Genomic DNA, 15,437 nt, shown 5'->3' on the forward strand with positions numbered 1-15,437 from the left:
GAGCGCGCCGGCGGAGTCATGCTCCGTGCGGCGCGTTTAACGTTTTAAGCATTTTACTTAACTCCGCACCGAAAACGATCCTATGCAGCCAGCAGTAGAATTTCGCGGCATCTCCAAGCATTTCGGAGCTGTAAAAGCGAACACGGACGTCAGCTTCGCCATCGCCAAGGGTTCGATCCATGGCCTGGTGGGCGAGAACGGCGCCGGCAAATCGACCCTGATGAGCATCCTGTACGGATATTACCGCGCCGACGGCGGGGAGATCCTGCTCGATGGCCAGGCGCGCCGCATTCACAACAGCCAGGAGGCCATCGCGCTCGGCATCGGCATGGTGCACCAGCACTTCATGCTGGTCGAGAACATGACCGTGCTCGATAACGTGATGCTGGGCAGCGAAGGCGGCTTCAAGCTGAAGCCGAAACGCGCCGCCGTCGAAGCGCAGCTGCGCGAGATCTGCACCCGCTACCGCCTGGACGTCGATCCGCTGGCCACCATCCACGACCTGTCGGTGGGCGCCCAGCAGCGCGTGGAGATCCTCAAGCAGATCTACCGCAGCGCCAACATCCTGATCCTCGACGAGCCGACCGCCGTGCTGACCGCGCAGGAGACCGAGTCGCTGTTCGAGATCCTGCGGCTGTTCAAGGAACAGGGCAAGACCATCATCCTGATCACGCACAAGCTGCAGGAAATCCTCGACATCACCGACACCGTGACCGTGATGCGCGGCGGCCGCGTGATCGGCGCCGTGCCGACCGCCGGCACCACCAAGGAAGACCTGGCCAACATGATGGTCGGGCGTCCCATCGAGAACAACCTGCCGCGCAAGCCGTACAACCCGGGCGCGCCGGTGCTGCACGTCGAGAACCTGCTGCTGCAGGACGAACAGCAGGTCAAGCTGCTGGCCGACATCGGCTTCACGCTGCGCGCCGGCGAGATCGTGGCGATCGCCGGCGTGTCCGGCAATGGCCAGAGCGAGTTGATGGAAATCCTGTCGGGCATGCGCCTGCCGACTTCCGGCAAGATCGACTTCCAGGGCAAGGCGCTGCCGTTCGCCGGCCGCTCCGACGCCGACGGCCTGCCGCGCACCTTCCGCGAACTGGGCATCGCCCACATTCCGGAAGACCGCCTGCGCGACGGCGTGGTGAAGGCCTTCTCGGTCATGCACAACACCATCCTCGGCTACCAGGACAAGCTGAAAAACCGCTGGGGCCTGTTCGACTTCAAGGCCATCGCCGCGCGCTGCGCGGAACTGATGAAGAACTTCGACGTCCGCCCGAACAACCATGATTTGCGTATCGGCCTGCTCTCCGGCGGCAACCAGCAGAAGGTGGTGATCGCGCGCGAAGTGCTGGCGCAGCCCAAGCTGATGCTGGTCGGCCAGCCGACGCGCGGCGTCGACATCGGCACCATCGAAAGCATCCACACCCAGCTGCTCGCCCTGCGCGACGCCGGCGTGGCGATCCTGCTGGTGTCCGTGGAGCTGGAGGAAGTGCGCGCGCTGGCGGACCGTATCCTGGTCATGTGCGGCGGCCGCATCACCGGCGAACTGAAAATTGAAGAATTCGACACGACCCGTATCGGCTTGCTGATGGGCGGGATGCACAAATCATGAACAACCAAGACCTGCCACGCTGGGCAACCGGCTTTGTAATGCCCGTACTGAACCTGTTGTCGGCCCTGCTGGTGGCCGCGCTGGTGATCTATTTGCTGGGCGAAAGCCCGGTCGAATCGATGGGCATCCTGATCAACAGCGCCGTCGTCAATCCGGAAGGCTTGAGCTACACGCTGTTCTACGCGTCGACCTTCATCTTCACCGGCCTGGCGGTATCGATCGCCATGCAGGCCGGCCTGTTCAACATCGGCGCCGAAGGCCAGATGTACTTCGCCGGCCTCGGCCTGACCTTGGCCATGCTGGCCTTCGACAGTTCGCTGCCGATGTGGATACTGATCCCGGTCGGCATGATAGGCGCGGCGCTGTTCGGCGCGCTGTGGGCCTTCCTGCCCGGCTACCTGCAGGCGAAACGCGGCAGCCACGTGGTGGTCACCACCATCATGTTCAACTACATCGCCGGCGCGCTGATGAACACCGTGATCGTCAAATACCTGGTGCCGGCGGGCGAGCAGAATCCGGCCAGCCGCGCCTTCAGCGCCGCCGCCGAAATGCCGCGCCTGAACCAGTGGTTCCCCATCCTCGGCGAGACGCCGCTCAACATCAGCTTCTTCCTGGCGATCATCGCGCTGGTGATTTACGGCGTGATGGTGTCGCGCTCCTCGTGGGGCTTCAAGCTGCGCGCCACCGGTTTGAACAAGCATGCGGCGCACTATGCGGGCGTCCGCATCAGCAAGATGATCATCACCGTGATGCTGATCTCCGGCGCGCTGGCCGGCCTCGGTTCGGTCAACTCCATCATGGGTTCGACCCACTACCTGTCGCTCAACTTCGTCGGCGGCGCGGGCTTCGTCGGCATCGCGATCGCGCTGATGGGACGCCAGCATCCGGTAGGGATTTTCCTGTCGGCGGTGCTGTTCGGCGCGCTGATCCAGGGCGGCTTCGACCTGTCGCTGGAAAAGCAGAACATTCCGCCCGAGACCTTCATCTTCATCCAGGGCTTGATCATCCTGTTCTGCGGCGCGATGGAAAACTTCTACGCCCCCGCCATCGCCGCCCTGCTCAAACGGAAAAAGTGAGACTGTCATGACTTTTGAAGACCTCCATATCGGCAGCATCCTGGTGTCGACCGTGCGCAATGCGCCGGTGCTGATTTTCGCCGGCATGGCCGGCCTGTTCGCCGAACGTTCGGGCGTGATCGACATCGGCCTCGAAGGCAAGATCCTGGCTTCGGCGTTCGTCTCGGCGGCAGTGGCCTTCGCCACGCAGAATCCGTGGTACGGCGTGGCCGCCGGCATGCTGGTGTCGGTGCTGCTGGCGACCTTGCAGGGCTATGTCGCCATCTCGCAGAAAGGCAACCAGCTGGTGGCCGGCATCGCGATCAACATCGCCATGAGCGGGCTGACTTTCGTGGTCGCGCAATTCTTCTTCCAGCAGGGCGGACGCACGCCGGACCTGGGCCAAGCGCGCCTGTTCGACGTGGTGCTGCCGGGCAGCGCCGCGGTTGAGGACATACCGTTCGTCGGCTGGCTGTACGCGCACCTGATCGGCGGCCACTCGGTGCTGGTGTACCTGGCGTTCGCTCTGGTGCCGCTGGTGCACTGGGTGCTGTACCACACCAGCTTCGGCCTGCGCCTGCGCGCCTGCGGCGAGAACCCGCATGCGGCCGATGCGGCCGGCGTCAGCGTCGAGCGCCAGCGCTACATCGCGATGCTGATCGCCGGCGTACTGTGCTCGTTCTCGGGCGCCTACCTGGCGATCGTGCAGAGCGGCTTCTTCCTGCGCGACATGTCGGCCGGCGCCGGCTACCTGGCGCTGACGGCGATGGTGTTCGGTAACTGGCGTCCGCTGTACACCTTCCTTGGCTGTCTGATGTTCGGCTTCTTCGGCGCGGTGCAGATCCAGATCGAGGGTGTGGACCTGCCGCTGGTCGGCCGCCTGCCAGGCTCGCTGATCCAGATGGTGCCTTATGTGGTGACGGTGATCGTGCTGGCCGGCCTGATGGCCAAGTCGGTGGCGCCGAAAGCGCTGGGTACGCCGTTCGTCAAGTCCCGTTAATCTCTCCCGCCGATCACTTCAGCGTGCGCATATAGGACAGCAGGTCGGCGACCTGCTGTTCATCCTTGATTCCCCAAAAACGCATACTGGTCCCCGGCACCACGTCGTGCGGCGCGCGCAGGAATGCGGCCAGCGTTTTTTCGTCCCACACCAATCCCGATTTCCTCATCGCTTCCGAGTACTTGTAGTCCGTGGTCGACGCGGCGTGGCGGCCGATGATGGCGTTCAGCTGCGGCCCGAAGCCGCCTTGTGCGTAAGGGCCGATCTGATGGCAGGAGGCACAGCGCTTGAACAGTAACTCGCCCGCCTTCAGATCTCCCGCCGCAACGGCGTGAGCGGCGGCCAGCAGCGCCAATAGAAGATATGCTTTCATGCGCCGATGTTACTGCTTTTCGATACACCCCGACAGCTTGGCCAGGAAGCGCGTGCGAAAGGCGTCGAACCACTCCATCCCTTTTTCGGGCGCATTGTTCAACAGGTACACAGTGGCGACGGTATTCGTGCGCTTTTGTATCAGCGTCTCGATGCTTGCAGGACCAGGGGAATCCAGCTTGGCCTTGCGCAGCGCCAGATGCTCCAGCGTACCCAGCTCACCCTCCGTGTAGGTCACCGTTTTGCCCTCGTCGCGCGCCGCCAGATAGCGGAACTGGCCGACCACGGCGGCACGGTCCTCATCTAGACGACCTTCCTCCGAGCGCTCCAGTTTCAGGTTCACCGCCGGCGCCGTGCCATCGCTGTAGATCATCAGCCGGTAGCCGTCCGCCATCGAGATTTTGGCCTGGCCTTCGGCGGTTTCCACCATGCGCCATTTCATCGTCGCCGGCAGCCGGTCCCTTGAACCTACGCGGAACTCGCTGCCTTTGAAGCACGCCGCCAAAGGCCCCAACGGATCATCCGCGCGCTGCTGCGCCGACACCGCCGAGATGAACAGCAAAGGAGTGACTGCGAACAGGATGCGCCTCATGAAATCTCCTAACATTTACAATTTTGCAAATGTATCAGCAATTCGACGTCGCAGGTGGAGGCGCTCCTCTACATCAGATGCAGCGCCGCATATTGCAGCAGCATGATGGTCTTGCCGTCGGCTATGCGGCCGTCGGCCATCATCTGCATCGCATCGGTCATCGCCAGTTCCAGTACTTCGATGTCCTCCCCCTCTTCCGCTATGCCGCCGCCGTTGCCGGCGCGCGATGCGGGGTCGTATTCGGCGACGAAGAAATACAGCCGCTCCGTGACCGAGCCGGGACTCATGAAGGCTTCGAACACCTTGTTCACTGCGCCGACGCGGTAGCCGGTTTCCTCTTCGACCTCGGCGCGGATGCGCTCCTCGGGACTGGCCTCGTCCAGCAGGCCGGCGGCGGTTTCGATCAGGAAGCCGTCGTGGCCGTTGCCGTAGGTCGGAAAGCGGAACTGCCGCACCAGCACCACCGTGCGCCGTTCGCGGTTGTACAGCAGGATGGTGGCGCCGTGGCCGCGATCGTAGGTCTCGCGCGTCTGGCGCTGCCATCTGCCGTCGTTGCGGCGATAGTCGAAAGTGGTCTTCTGCAGCAGGAACCAGTCGTCGGACAGGGTTTCCACCTTGTGGATGCGGATGCGGTCTTCGGGCATAGCAATACACTCCTTGGTTGCGTTTTTTTACGATATCATGCAATATCGTGCAACATCAAGATATTTCATGCATATGCTGACACGCCAACGCAAAGAACTGCTGCTCGCCCGCCTCCGGCAGGATGGGCAGATCGTCGCCAAATCCCTCAGCGAGGAACTGGGCCTGTCCGAGGACACCATCCGCCGCGACCTGCGCGAGCTGGCGGCAGAAGGACTGCTGCAGCGCGTGCACGGCGGCGCCCTGCCCCTGGCTCCGCCCCTGCCAACTTCGCCGGCCATGGGCGACTTCGCCCAGCGCCAGCAGATTTCCAGCGACGCCAAGCCCGCCATCGCCCGCGCCGCCGCCGCGATGATCGCGGACGGACAAGTCGTCTTCATCGACGGCGGCACCACCGCCGTGCAGCTGGCGCGCGCCCTGCCGCGCGAGCTGCGCTGCACGGTCGTCACGCATAGTCCCAGCGTGGCGGTCGAACTGGTTGCACATCCGCTGGTCGAGGTGATCCTGATCGGCGGCCGCCTGTTCAAGCACTCGGTGGTCGCGATGGGCCCGTCGGCGCTGGAAGCCATTACACAAATCCGCACCGACATCTACTTCATGGGCGTCTGCAGCCTGCATCCTGAAGCCGGCATCACCACCGGCGATTTCGACGAAGCCGGCATCAAGCGCGCGATCAGCGCCATGGCCCAGCGCACCGTGGTGCTGGCCTCGCCCGAAAAACTGAACACCGCCTCGCCCTACCAGATCGCACCGCTGGCGCAGGTCAGCGCCATCGTCGTCAACAGCTCCGTGCCCGAAGCCCTGCTTGCCCCCTATCTCAACATGGACATAGCCATCATCCGCGCCTAGCGCTACTTGATGGATCGCGGCAGGCCGTGACATACTCGCAGGATGAAACAGTCCTGGGGCTATCGAAAGCGCGTCTGGTTGGGATTACTGCTGGCGGCATTGTGCCTGCACGCGGGCGCGGGGACGCATGTCGTCTATCCGCTCACCAGCGCCGACGACAGCGACAGCCGCTACGACTACGATTGGGCCGTGCTGCGCACGGCGCTCGACAAGACCGTGCCGCGCTTCGGTCCTTACGAACTGCAGCAATCGACCCATGTGATGTCGCCGCCGCGCGTGGCGCAGGAAGCGCTGCTGCCGGGTGGCCGCATCAACATCTTCGCCCGCGCCACCTCGCCCGAGCTGGAGCGGCAATTCATCCCGGTGCGCCTGCCTATCGATCGCGGCCTGCTGGGCTACCGCACGTTCCTGGTACGCGACGCCGACCTGCCGCGCTTCGCCGCCGTGCGCACGCTGGACGATCTGCGCAAGCTGCGCGTCGGCCAGGGCAAGGACTGGATCGATGTGCCCATCCTGCGCGCGGCGGGCTTCGAAGTGGAGGAAGGCACCACCTACCGGGGCTTGTTCGCGATGCTCGACGCCGGACGTTTCGATTTTTTCTCCCGCGGCATCGACGAGGCGCGACGCGAGTTCCAGGAACGCCGCGCCAGCCATCCGCACATGGCGGTCGAACCGACGCTGCTGATGTACTACCCGCTTCCCTTGTACTTCTTCCTGCGGCGCGACGCCGAGGGCAAGCTGCTGGCGCGGCGCATCGAAGCCGGCATGGAGATGATGATCAAGGACGGCTCGCTGAACGCGATCTTCCAGAAGTACAAAGGCGAAAGCCTCAAGAACGCGGGGCTGGGCAGACGCCGCGTGCTGACACTGCCCAATCCGACGCTGACGCCGGAGACGCCGCTGTCGCGCAGCGAACTCTGGTTCAATCCCCTGACCGGCAAGTAAAGGCCGCAGCCATACCCATTCCGGTATCGCAGATCGCGAAGATGTTATTGGAGACGCAAGGACAATCGGCATAAGATCGTCTCAAACAATAGATCAAGAGACAATCATGAAACGCCATCTGCTTGCGCTCGTCCTCTGCGGCGCGGCCGCCCTGTGCCACGCGCAATCCGCGCCCGTCGCCATCCATGTCGACGCCAACGCCGCCACCGGGCCGATGAAGCCCTTCTGGGCGTGGTTCGGCTACGATGAGCCCAACTACACCACCGCGCCCAACGGCCGCAAGCTGCTGGGCGATATCGCCGCGCTGTCGCCGGTGCCGGTCTACGTGCGGGCCCACAACCTGATGAGTTCCGGCGACGGTAGCTACGCGCTGAAATGGGGCTCGACCAATATGTACACCGAAGACAAGGACGGCAACCCGGTCTACGACTGGCGCATCGTCGACGCCATCTTCGATACTTACATCCAGCGCAAAATGAAGCCGCTGGCGCAGATCGGCTTCATGCCGGAGGCGCTGTCCGAACACCCGCAGCCCTACCAGCACCACTGGAAGCCGGGCACGCCGTACCAGGAGATCATGACTGGCTGGGCGTATCCGCCGAAGGACTACGCCAAATGGTCGGAGCTGATCTACCAGTGGGTCAGGCACAGCGTGGCGCGCTACGGCCAGGCCGAGGTGGAGAGCTGGTACTGGGAAGTGTGGAATGAGCCGGACGGCTGGTACCTGATCGCGCCGGACGTCAAGCGCACCTATTTCAAGATGTACGATTATGCGGCCGACGCGGTCAAGCGCGCCCTGCCGACCGCCCGCATCGGCGGCCCGCACACCGCAGCCGCCGGCCAGTTCCTCGACGACTTCATCGTCCACTGTCTGCACGAGACCAACTACGCCACCGGAAAAACCGGCAGTCCGCTGGACTTCGTGGCCTTCCACGCCAAGGGCAGCCCGACCGTGAAGGACGGCGTCGTACAGATGGGCATGGGCATCCACCTGAAACGCATACAGGACGGCTTCAACATCGTCGCCAGCCATCCGGAAATCAGGCATCTGCCGATCATCATCGGCGAATCCGACCCGGAAGGCTGCGCCGCCTGCGGCATGCAGACCAACCCGGAAAACGCCTACCGCAACGGCACGCTCTATGCCAGCTACACCGCCGCCTCCATCGCGCGCGAGTACGACATGGCCGCGCAGACTGGCGTCAATCTGCTCGGCGCGGTCAACTGGTCGTTCGAGTTCGAAGACCAGCCGTGGTTCGCGGGCTTCCGCGACCTGGCCACGAACGGCGTCAACAAGCCGGTGCTCAACGTGTTCCGCATGCTGGGCATGATGGGCGGCCAGCGCCTGAAGGTGGAAGGCGACCTGGCCTACGACGCCGCGAACATCATCGCCGGCGGCGTGCGCGGAGAGCGCACGGACATCAACGCCCTGGCCAGCAGGGACCGGCACCGGATCGCCGTGATGGTATGGAATTATCACGACGACGACCGCATCGACGACGGCACGCCGGTGGCTGTGACCATCACCGGCATACCCGGCAAGCGCGCGGTGCTGCGGCACTACCGGATCGACCAGCAGCACGGCAACTCGTATGCGTTGTGGAAGAAGATGGGGGCGCCGGCGCAGCCAAGCGGCGAGCAGATCGCCCAGCTGGTCAAGGCCAGCGAACTGGCGCAGCTGGACAAGCCAAGAACGGTGGCGCTGCGCGATCACAGCACCACCGTCACGATGCAGCTGCCGCGCCAGGCAGTCTCGCTGCTGACGCTGAGCTACTAGACCGCCGTTACTGTGGGAAGATCGCTTTCAGGATCGCGGCCAGGTGATAGCCGCCCTGGATCAGCTGCGTCTTGGCGGCGGCAGAACTGGGGACCGGATAATTGTCCGGCACCGTCAGCGACCACACGTTGTAGACCTCACCGTTCTTGCTCGTCTGCTGGGTGGCCACGCCCGGCACCACGTCGGCGTAGGCCAGCTTCGACACGGCCAGCGACTGGTCGGCCCACTCGTACGGCCAGCTGATCGGATCGCCGCTGTTCGGCCCCACCGCCGGATTGCCGGCGATGACCATCTGCGCGAACTGCTCCGGCGTGCGGGCGCCGATGCGGCGGAAGGCGTAGTTCACCACCGTGGTGTCCCAATACGAATGGAACGGACGCGTGGTCTGCGGCGCGCGCGGCGGGGTGGCCGGGGTAGCCTGCTTGGCCTCCGCGTCCGCCGGAGCCACCGGAATCAGCTGCGCGCTGTTGGCGCTCAGTTTGACATCGTCCAGCAGCAGGTTGTTGCCGCCGCGCGAATCGAACATCTCCACCGCATCGATCTGGCCTTTCTTCTGCGGCACGACGAAGCCGCCGTTCTTGCCGACGTAGGCGGCGCCCACGTGCAGCGGCTGCGCGATGTCGCCGGTCAGGTGGGTCAGCATCAGCAGCGCCTGGCGCGGCGTGAAGTTGTGCGGGTTGCTGATCTTGTCGCCCTTGCCCTGCAAGGTGGCGATGCACTGCTTCAGCGTCTGCACGATATCGTCATCGGCGGTGCCGACGTCGTGGTCGTGGTAGTGCTGGTTCTGGAACGGCACGTCGGTGTAGTGGTACTCGCTGTGCTTGGGATTGGCGGCCACGTAGGCCACCATCTCTTCGCTCTGCGGTCCGCAGTAGGTGCCCTTGACGCAGTCGGCCCAGTTGGCGACCTTCTCCAGGCTTTCGCCCGGCAGCAGCAAGGCCTGCACACGCTTCTCGGCGGGCGTGCCCTTGATCAGCTGGTCGGCGATCGCGCCGACGGCGCGGTGTCCGTCATTGCCCCAGGCATGGGCATTGAAGGAGACGAAGGCGCCGCTCAGCGCCACAAACAATGCAAGCTTTTTCATTCCGGGCTGCCTTTCGCGGGTTTCGCATACTTCTTGTTGATGTCCAGCGGCTGCGCGTATTGCGAAGCCCAGGTCTGTTCGTGCAGCGCGGCCAGGCGCAGCGCCATTTTCTCGTTGCGCATCACCACCTCCAGGTTGCGCGACAAATCCATGTAGCCGCCGCTCCAGTTGCTGGTGCCGACCCACGCGATCTGGTTGTCGATCACCATGGTCTTGCTGTGGATGACGCGAGCGAACGGAATGAAACCGGTGGAGGCCGCCGGCAGCGTGACCACGCGGATCTCCACGTTCGGCAGCACGGCCAGGCTTTTCAGGTAGGCCTGGGCCGGTTCCTCAAGGTTCCAGTTCGACACCATCAGCTTGATCTTGACGCCGCGGTTGGCGGCGGCTCGCACCGCGTTGTCGATCACGGCGTAATAAGGGCGCGTGCCTTTCGGGCCGTAGCTCAGCGGCGCATAGTCCAGCAGTTGCACGCGCACTTCGCTTTTGGCTTCGGCCAGCAGTTGCGGCAGTCCGGCTTCGGAATCGCCGACGCCGGCCGGATTGAACTGATTGGGGCTGGACAGCAGGAAGACGTCCTGGTGGATGTTGGCCGCTTCCTTCTTCACGTTCAGCGCCGGCGCCACCAGGCCCTGCGTGCTGAGCGCCTGCGCGCGCCAGTCCTGGTTAAACACCGCCATGATCTGGCCGACGATCTTCGCGTCGCTGATGCGCAGGCCGGTCTCGTGGATATGCTCGAACGAGCGCCAGTCGAAGTTCTGGCTGCCGACATAGGCCGTCGCTCCGTCGACCACCATGTACTTGGCGTGCAGGATGCCGTTGCCGGTCAGCTTGTTGACATCGATGATGCGCAGTTCCAGGTTGGGGATAGCCTTCAGCTGCTCGATGGTGCTTTTCTCCGACAGGCCGACGCCCTTGGCGTCGAGCAGGAAGCGGATCTTGACGCCGCGCTTGCCGGCGGCCGCCAGGTGCTCGACCACCTTGCTGAATACGCTGCCCTCCTTGTTCACCGCGTAGAACTGACCCAGCACGATTTCGCTTTTGGCGTTGTCGAACAATTCGGTCCATACGGTGGCCGGGTCGCGCAGGTCGGCGCTGTGCAGCGGCGTTTCGACCGGCGCGGTCTGCACCAGCTCAAAGCCCGGGATGGAGAAGTCGGCGCGCGCCGGCGCCGCCAGCGACACCAGCAGCGCGGGCACTACAACAGAAAGCAAAACTCGACGCATGATCATCCTTAAAGTGGTTGCCGCCGCTTGATGCGGCCCTGTACTTCCGCCCTGCCGGCGGGCTTGCCGTTCTGTTCGCGCTTGACCAGGTAGTCGGTCAGCGCATCGATGTCGCGGATGCTGGTCTCGGCGCGGTTGCTGCCGGAGACGAACATCGGGAAGGCGTCGCCGCCTTCGGCCAGGAAGTTGTTGACGACGATACGGTACGAGGTGTTGTCGTCCAGCGGCACGCGGTTGAGCATGACGCTGTCCCGCACCACCTTGTTGCCTTCGCCGCGCCGCGGATCCCATTCGTAGCTGAAGCCTTCCGACACCTGCAGCAGGCCGCGCGTGATATCCCGGCCGCCGGTCCATTGCTGCTCCAGCAGTTCGCGGATTTGCGCGCCGCGCAGGTTCATCACCACCAGCGAATTCGTGTACGGCAGCGACGACAGCAGCTGGCCCACGCTGACGCGGTTGTCGGCGCCGGTGTCGAGGTCATGGCGCAGCGAGCCGTTATTGACGAAGGCGATCTGCGCGCCGTAGGCCCGGCCCGCCGCCAGGGTGGCGTCGGTCACCAGGTCGCCCAGCGCCGATTCGCCGTCGTCCTGCTTTTCGCGCGGCACGCTGGGCACGGCCAGCCTGGCGATCGGGCGCGCCAGCGCGGTGGCGCTGCGCTCGCGGATTTTTTTCAGATAGGCGTCCAGCGCCGGATTCGCCGGCCAGGTGCCGGGGATCATCACCTCCTGCCTGGCGCTGACGTCGCGCAGCGTGTTGGTGGCGGTATCGACCGTCAGCTTGATGCGCGACATGACGTGGCCGCCCATGTCCGATTGCGTCACCAGGCGGCCGTCCACGCGGCACAGGTAGCCGCGGTGCGAGTGGCCGCTGATCACCAGCCGGATCGCCGGATCGAGACGCTTGACCACGTCGACGATCGGTCCGCCCAGATGGGTGCAATCCTGCTGGTCGAATTTGTCGGTGGTGCGGCCGCCCTGGTGGATCAGCACCACGAACACGCCCACGCCCTGCTTGCGCAGTTCCGGCAGCTGGCGGTTGATAGCGTCGGCCTCGTCGGCGAAGTCCAGGCCGGCGATGCCGGAAGCCGGCGCCTTCTCGACGGCGTCGCGCAGCACGGCGCCGATGAAGCCGATCTTGACGCCATGCGCCTGCTCGATTTTGTAGGCCGGCAGGATGGGCTTTTTGGTCACCATGTCGATGACGTTGGCGGCCAGGTATTGGAATTTGGCGCCGCCGTAGGAGGTTTCGAATTTGCAGGCCTTGTCGGCGCGCGGCGAATTGCAGCCGCCTTTTTGCTGGCGCAGCAGTTCCAGCCGGCCGGTGTCGAATTCGTGGTTGCCCACCGAGCTGATGCGCAAGCCCAGCAGGTCCATCGCGCCGATGGTCGGCTCGTCGGCCCACATCGACGACATCGCCGGACTGGCGCCGATCAGGTCGCCGGCGCCGACCAGCAGCAGTTCCGGGTCTTGCTTGCGCCATGCCTGCAGCGCGGCGCCCAGCGTATCGATGCCGCCGGCGACGACGGTGCGCGGCGCGGCCGCATAGGCGCTGTCGATCACATACTTGGTGGCTTCGATATTGCCGTGGAAATCATTCAGCGTCACCAGCTGGACTTCCGCCATGCCGGGCGGCGCATGCCGGAACAGGCCGCAGGAAGACAGGACCAGCGCGGCGCCGCAAGCGAGCAAGGGGCCCAGCGCGCGCGCCGGCTTGGAAAACTTGTTCATGTAACCGCGTTCCAAAAATGAAAAACAGGCCCGAAGGCCTGCGAAACGACGCTAATCCGCGCCAGATCCAGCCGGCGCCGCAGCGCCAGACCGGTATATTAACGTAGAACTCAGCGTAGAACTCAGCTTAGAAGTCGACGCGCAGAGTTGCCGACAGGAAGCGTGGAGCGCCCAGGTAGTAGAACACGGACTTCGCGGTAACGCCTGGGTAGGCGGTAGCGTTGGTCACGGACTGCGACGATGGGTTGCGGTACTGGCGGTCCAGCAGGTTCGACACGTTCAGGGTCAGCTTGGGATTCTTGAACATGCCGGCGCTGGCGAACTGGTAGCCTGCGTCGAAATCAACCGTGGTGTAGCCTGGAACCAGTTCGTCGTTGGCCAGCGTAGCTTGCTGGTTGCTGGTGACTTTGGCTTTCAGACGGGTGTACCAGTTGTTGGTCTCGTACGAAGCGGACAGGCCGCCTTTCCATTTCGGGGTCAGTGGGAACTGGTTGCCCTTGGTCGGCAGGTACACGCCCTTGGCTGCCTGCAGATCGGCCTGGATCTCGCTGCTGCTGTAACCCAGCGAAGCGTAGAACGACCAGCCGTTCACAGGGGTGTTACCCGCTTCCAGTTCGAAGCCCTTGTTGCGCACTTTGCCGACGTTGGTCAGCGTCGAGGTCTGTGAGCTAGGATCGAAGGCGGTAGCCTGGCGGTCCTTGAAGTCGCTGAAGAAGACGGTGGCCTGGGTGGTGATGGCGGTCGTCTGGTGACGGTAGCCCATGTCCAGGTTCATCGAAGTTTCGGCTTTGACATCGCCCAGCAGCGTCGGGATGTTGTTGACGATCTGCAGGTTGCCGTTGGTGGTCGAGAACACGAAGTTAGGTGGCGCCTTCATGTTCTTGGCCAGGCTGGCGAACAGCTGATCGTCGTTGGTGATGCGATAGCGCAGGCCCAGTTGCGGCAGGACCGTCGAGTAGGTCTTGTTGTACTGGTAGGTCACGCCCGAGTTCGGCGTGGACTGGCTGTTGCCTTCGTTGGCGTAGTTGGTGAAGTCGCGCTTGATGTGCGGGGTACGCAGGCCAACGTTGACGGTCAGCTTGTCGTCGACGAAGGTGGCGGTGTCCTGGATGAAGCCCTGGAACGCGGTCGAGATCGATTTCCAGTTACGCGATTCGTACAGCGAACCGTCCGGACGGGTCACCAGGTTGTCGCGCAGCCAGATGTCGGTAGGCTCGCCGTTGTTGTCGAGCTTTTCCATCGGACCGGTTTGCTGGTGCTTGGCGCGCTCGTACCAGAAGCCCGCCAGGATCTGGTGGTTGCCCCAGTTCTGGGTCAGCGATACGGAACCGCCCGGACGCTGGGTACGGGTGATCGAGCCGCTGTACACCCAGACCTTGTCCAGGGTGTCGCCGTCGCCGTTCAGGTCGACGCCGGTGAATTTGCCGGTGGCCGGATTCAGGAAGGCATTTTCCTGTTGCAGTTTCTGCTGCACGCCGCCGGTGCCGTAGCCGTACCAGTAGTAAGGCACGATCTTGATGTCGGTGTTCTCGCCCAGGCGGAACTTGGCCGTTGCCGAGGCAATGACGTTCTCGAACGGGTTCAGCGACAACTTGTAGTAGGAGTCGGCGTTGTTCTGTGCCGGATCGCTGACTGCCTTGCCTGGGCTCGCTGGTGCGTGGCCGATGAAGGTGGTCGAGTAATCGTAGTAGTAGCCGTGCGACTTCAGGTCAGCCAGGTTGAAGCTGCTGAAGTTGTTGTTCTTGGCGTTGTTGTACAACACGGTGCCGTGGATGAAGTTGAAACGGTCCCAGTCGTAGTTGAAGCCGATGTCGACGTGCTTGCGGTTAGCTTCGCCGGCGCCTTTCCATTTGTCCGACTTGGCCTGCGATACCGAGACGAAGACCTTGGCCTTGTCGTTCAGGAAGCGGCCGCTGTCGTAGCGCAGATAGGTTTTGAACATGCTCAGCTGACCCAGGGTCTGGGCTACGCGGAAGCGCTGCTCGTCTTCTGGATCGCAGGTGGTGATGCCGAAGTTACCGCCGGTGGCGCCAACTTGTGGCGAGTCGACGTCGGTCGAACCCTGGGTCACGAAGGTGGTGCAGGTGTTTTCCTGGTCGACGTATTCCTGTGGGAACACAGCGAAGTTACCCGAATCGTTCACTGGAACGCCGTTGATGGTCGCGCCGATCTGGTCGGAGTTGAAGCCGCGCAGGGTCAGGCCGCCGCCGAACAGGCCGGTCGAGTCGTAGCTGTAGGTGTTCACTGCCGGCAGCAGGGCCAGAGCGTCGTAGGCGTTACCGGTAGGACGCTGTTTGGCCAGTTCCTCGGCGGTAACGGTCGAGCGTGCCTTTGGTACGTCTTCCTGCACCATCAGGCCCATACCGACTTTGCGGCCGGTAATGGTCACGGTTTCAGTGGCTGGCTTGGCGGCGTCGGCGGTTGCGTCTTGCGCGAACGCGGCGCCCATGCAGACCATCTGGCATGCCAGAGCGACCAGGCTCAGACGCAGCTTCGGATTGTGTTTCACGGCGGATTGCATTAAGGGAACTCCCAGTTTATGTAAAAAAATTTATT

At 63.6% G+C, this 15,437-nt stretch carries 13 protein-coding genes; 6 read left to right on the forward strand and 7 right to left on the reverse strand.

What is annotated here, in order from left to right:
• Positions 1-82 precede the first annotated feature (82 nt).
• Genes ACCD07_RS07645 through ACCD07_RS07655 form a run of 3 tightly spaced genes read left to right on the forward strand, consistent with a single transcriptional unit; the run spans position 83 to position 3,667 of the window.
• The gene (locus ACCD07_RS07645) at positions 83-1,612 is read left to right on the forward strand and encodes an ABC transporter ATP-binding protein (RefSeq protein WP_413447000.1); all 1,530 of its coding nucleotides are present in this window, start codon (positions 83-85) and stop codon (positions 1,610-1,612) included.
• Complete coding sequence (locus ACCD07_RS07650; RefSeq protein ID WP_353399911.1) at positions 1,609-2,688, forward strand: ABC transporter permease; 1,080 nt, start codon at positions 1,609-1,611, stop codon at positions 2,686-2,688. Before ACCD07_RS07645 ends, ACCD07_RS07650 begins: the two co-directional genes overlap by 4 nt.
• Positions 2,689-2,695: 7 nt before the next feature.
• The gene (locus ACCD07_RS07655) at positions 2,696-3,667 is read left to right on the forward strand and encodes an ABC transporter permease (RefSeq protein WP_176654588.1); all 972 of its coding nucleotides are present in this window, start codon (positions 2,696-2,698) and stop codon (positions 3,665-3,667) included.
• Between the two features lie 13 nt (positions 3,668-3,680).
• Here ACCD07_RS07655 and ACCD07_RS07660 read toward each other — a convergent pair whose 3' ends face one another.
• The 3 genes from ACCD07_RS07660 to ACCD07_RS07670 form a co-directional block, all read right to left on the reverse strand.
• Positions 3,681-4,040, reverse strand: coding sequence for a c-type cytochrome (locus ACCD07_RS07660; protein WP_176654589.1), 360 nt, complete (start codon positions 4,038-4,040; stop codon positions 3,681-3,683).
• A gap of 9 nt (positions 4,041-4,049) precedes the next feature.
• Complete coding sequence (locus ACCD07_RS07665) at positions 4,050-4,631, reverse strand: hypothetical protein (protein ID WP_176654590.1); 582 nt, start codon at positions 4,629-4,631, stop codon at positions 4,050-4,052.
• A 68-nt stretch (positions 4,632-4,699) separates the two neighbouring features.
• On the reverse strand, positions 4,700-5,275 hold the full coding sequence (locus ACCD07_RS07670; RefSeq protein ID WP_413447001.1) for an NUDIX domain-containing protein: 576 nt from the start codon (positions 5,273-5,275) through the stop codon (positions 4,700-4,702).
• 73 nt (positions 5,276-5,348) lie between these two features.
• Here ACCD07_RS07670 and ACCD07_RS07675 point away from each other — a divergent pair, with 73 nt between their 5' ends.
• The 3 genes from ACCD07_RS07675 to ACCD07_RS07685 all read left to right on the forward strand — a co-directional run bounded on the left by ACCD07_RS07675 (position 5,349) and on the right by ACCD07_RS07685 (position 8,844).
• The gene (locus tag ACCD07_RS07675) at positions 5,349-6,122 is read left to right on the forward strand and encodes a DeoR/GlpR family DNA-binding transcription regulator (protein WP_413447018.1); all 774 of its coding nucleotides are present in this window, start codon (positions 5,349-5,351) and stop codon (positions 6,120-6,122) included.
• Between the two features lie 42 nt (positions 6,123-6,164).
• Positions 6,165-7,067 (forward strand): substrate-binding periplasmic protein, encoded by a 903-nt coding sequence (locus tag ACCD07_RS07680; protein WP_413447002.1) that lies wholly within the window; start codon positions 6,165-6,167, stop codon positions 7,065-7,067.
• Between the two features lie 106 nt (positions 7,068-7,173).
• Positions 7,174-8,844: a GH39 family glycosyl hydrolase gene (locus tag ACCD07_RS07685; protein ID WP_413447003.1), complete on the forward strand. Its 1,671-nt coding sequence runs from the start codon at positions 7,174-7,176 to the stop codon at positions 8,842-8,844.
• Between the two features lie 7 nt (positions 8,845-8,851).
• Here the strand turns inward: ACCD07_RS07685 and ACCD07_RS07690 are convergent, their stop codons facing one another.
• The 4 genes from ACCD07_RS07690 to ACCD07_RS07705 all read right to left on the reverse strand — a co-directional run bounded on the left by ACCD07_RS07690 (position 8,852) and on the right by ACCD07_RS07705 (position 15,390).
• Positions 8,852-9,928 (reverse strand): S1/P1 nuclease, encoded by a 1,077-nt coding sequence (locus ACCD07_RS07690; protein ID WP_413447004.1) that lies wholly within the window; start codon positions 9,926-9,928, stop codon positions 8,852-8,854.
• Positions 9,925-11,154 (reverse strand): phospholipase D-like domain-containing protein, encoded by a 1,230-nt coding sequence (locus ACCD07_RS07695; RefSeq protein ID WP_413447005.1) that lies wholly within the window; start codon positions 11,152-11,154, stop codon positions 9,925-9,927. Before ACCD07_RS07695 ends, ACCD07_RS07690 begins: the two co-directional genes overlap by 4 nt.
• 8 nt (positions 11,155-11,162) lie before the next feature.
• Complete coding sequence (locus ACCD07_RS07700) at positions 11,163-12,881, reverse strand: bifunctional metallophosphatase/5'-nucleotidase (RefSeq protein ID WP_176654596.1); 1,719 nt, start codon at positions 12,879-12,881, stop codon at positions 11,163-11,165.
• 127 nt (positions 12,882-13,008) lie between these two features.
• Positions 13,009-15,390: a TonB-dependent receptor gene (locus ACCD07_RS07705; RefSeq protein ID WP_413447006.1), complete on the reverse strand. Its 2,382-nt coding sequence runs from the start codon at positions 15,388-15,390 to the stop codon at positions 13,009-13,011.
• Positions 15,391-15,437 lie beyond the last annotated feature (47 nt).

It is taken from the genome of Duganella sp. Dugasp56, assembly GCF_047304105.1.
Taxonomy (GTDB): domain Bacteria; phylum Pseudomonadota; class Gammaproteobacteria; order Burkholderiales; family Burkholderiaceae_D; genus Rugamonas; species Rugamonas hordei.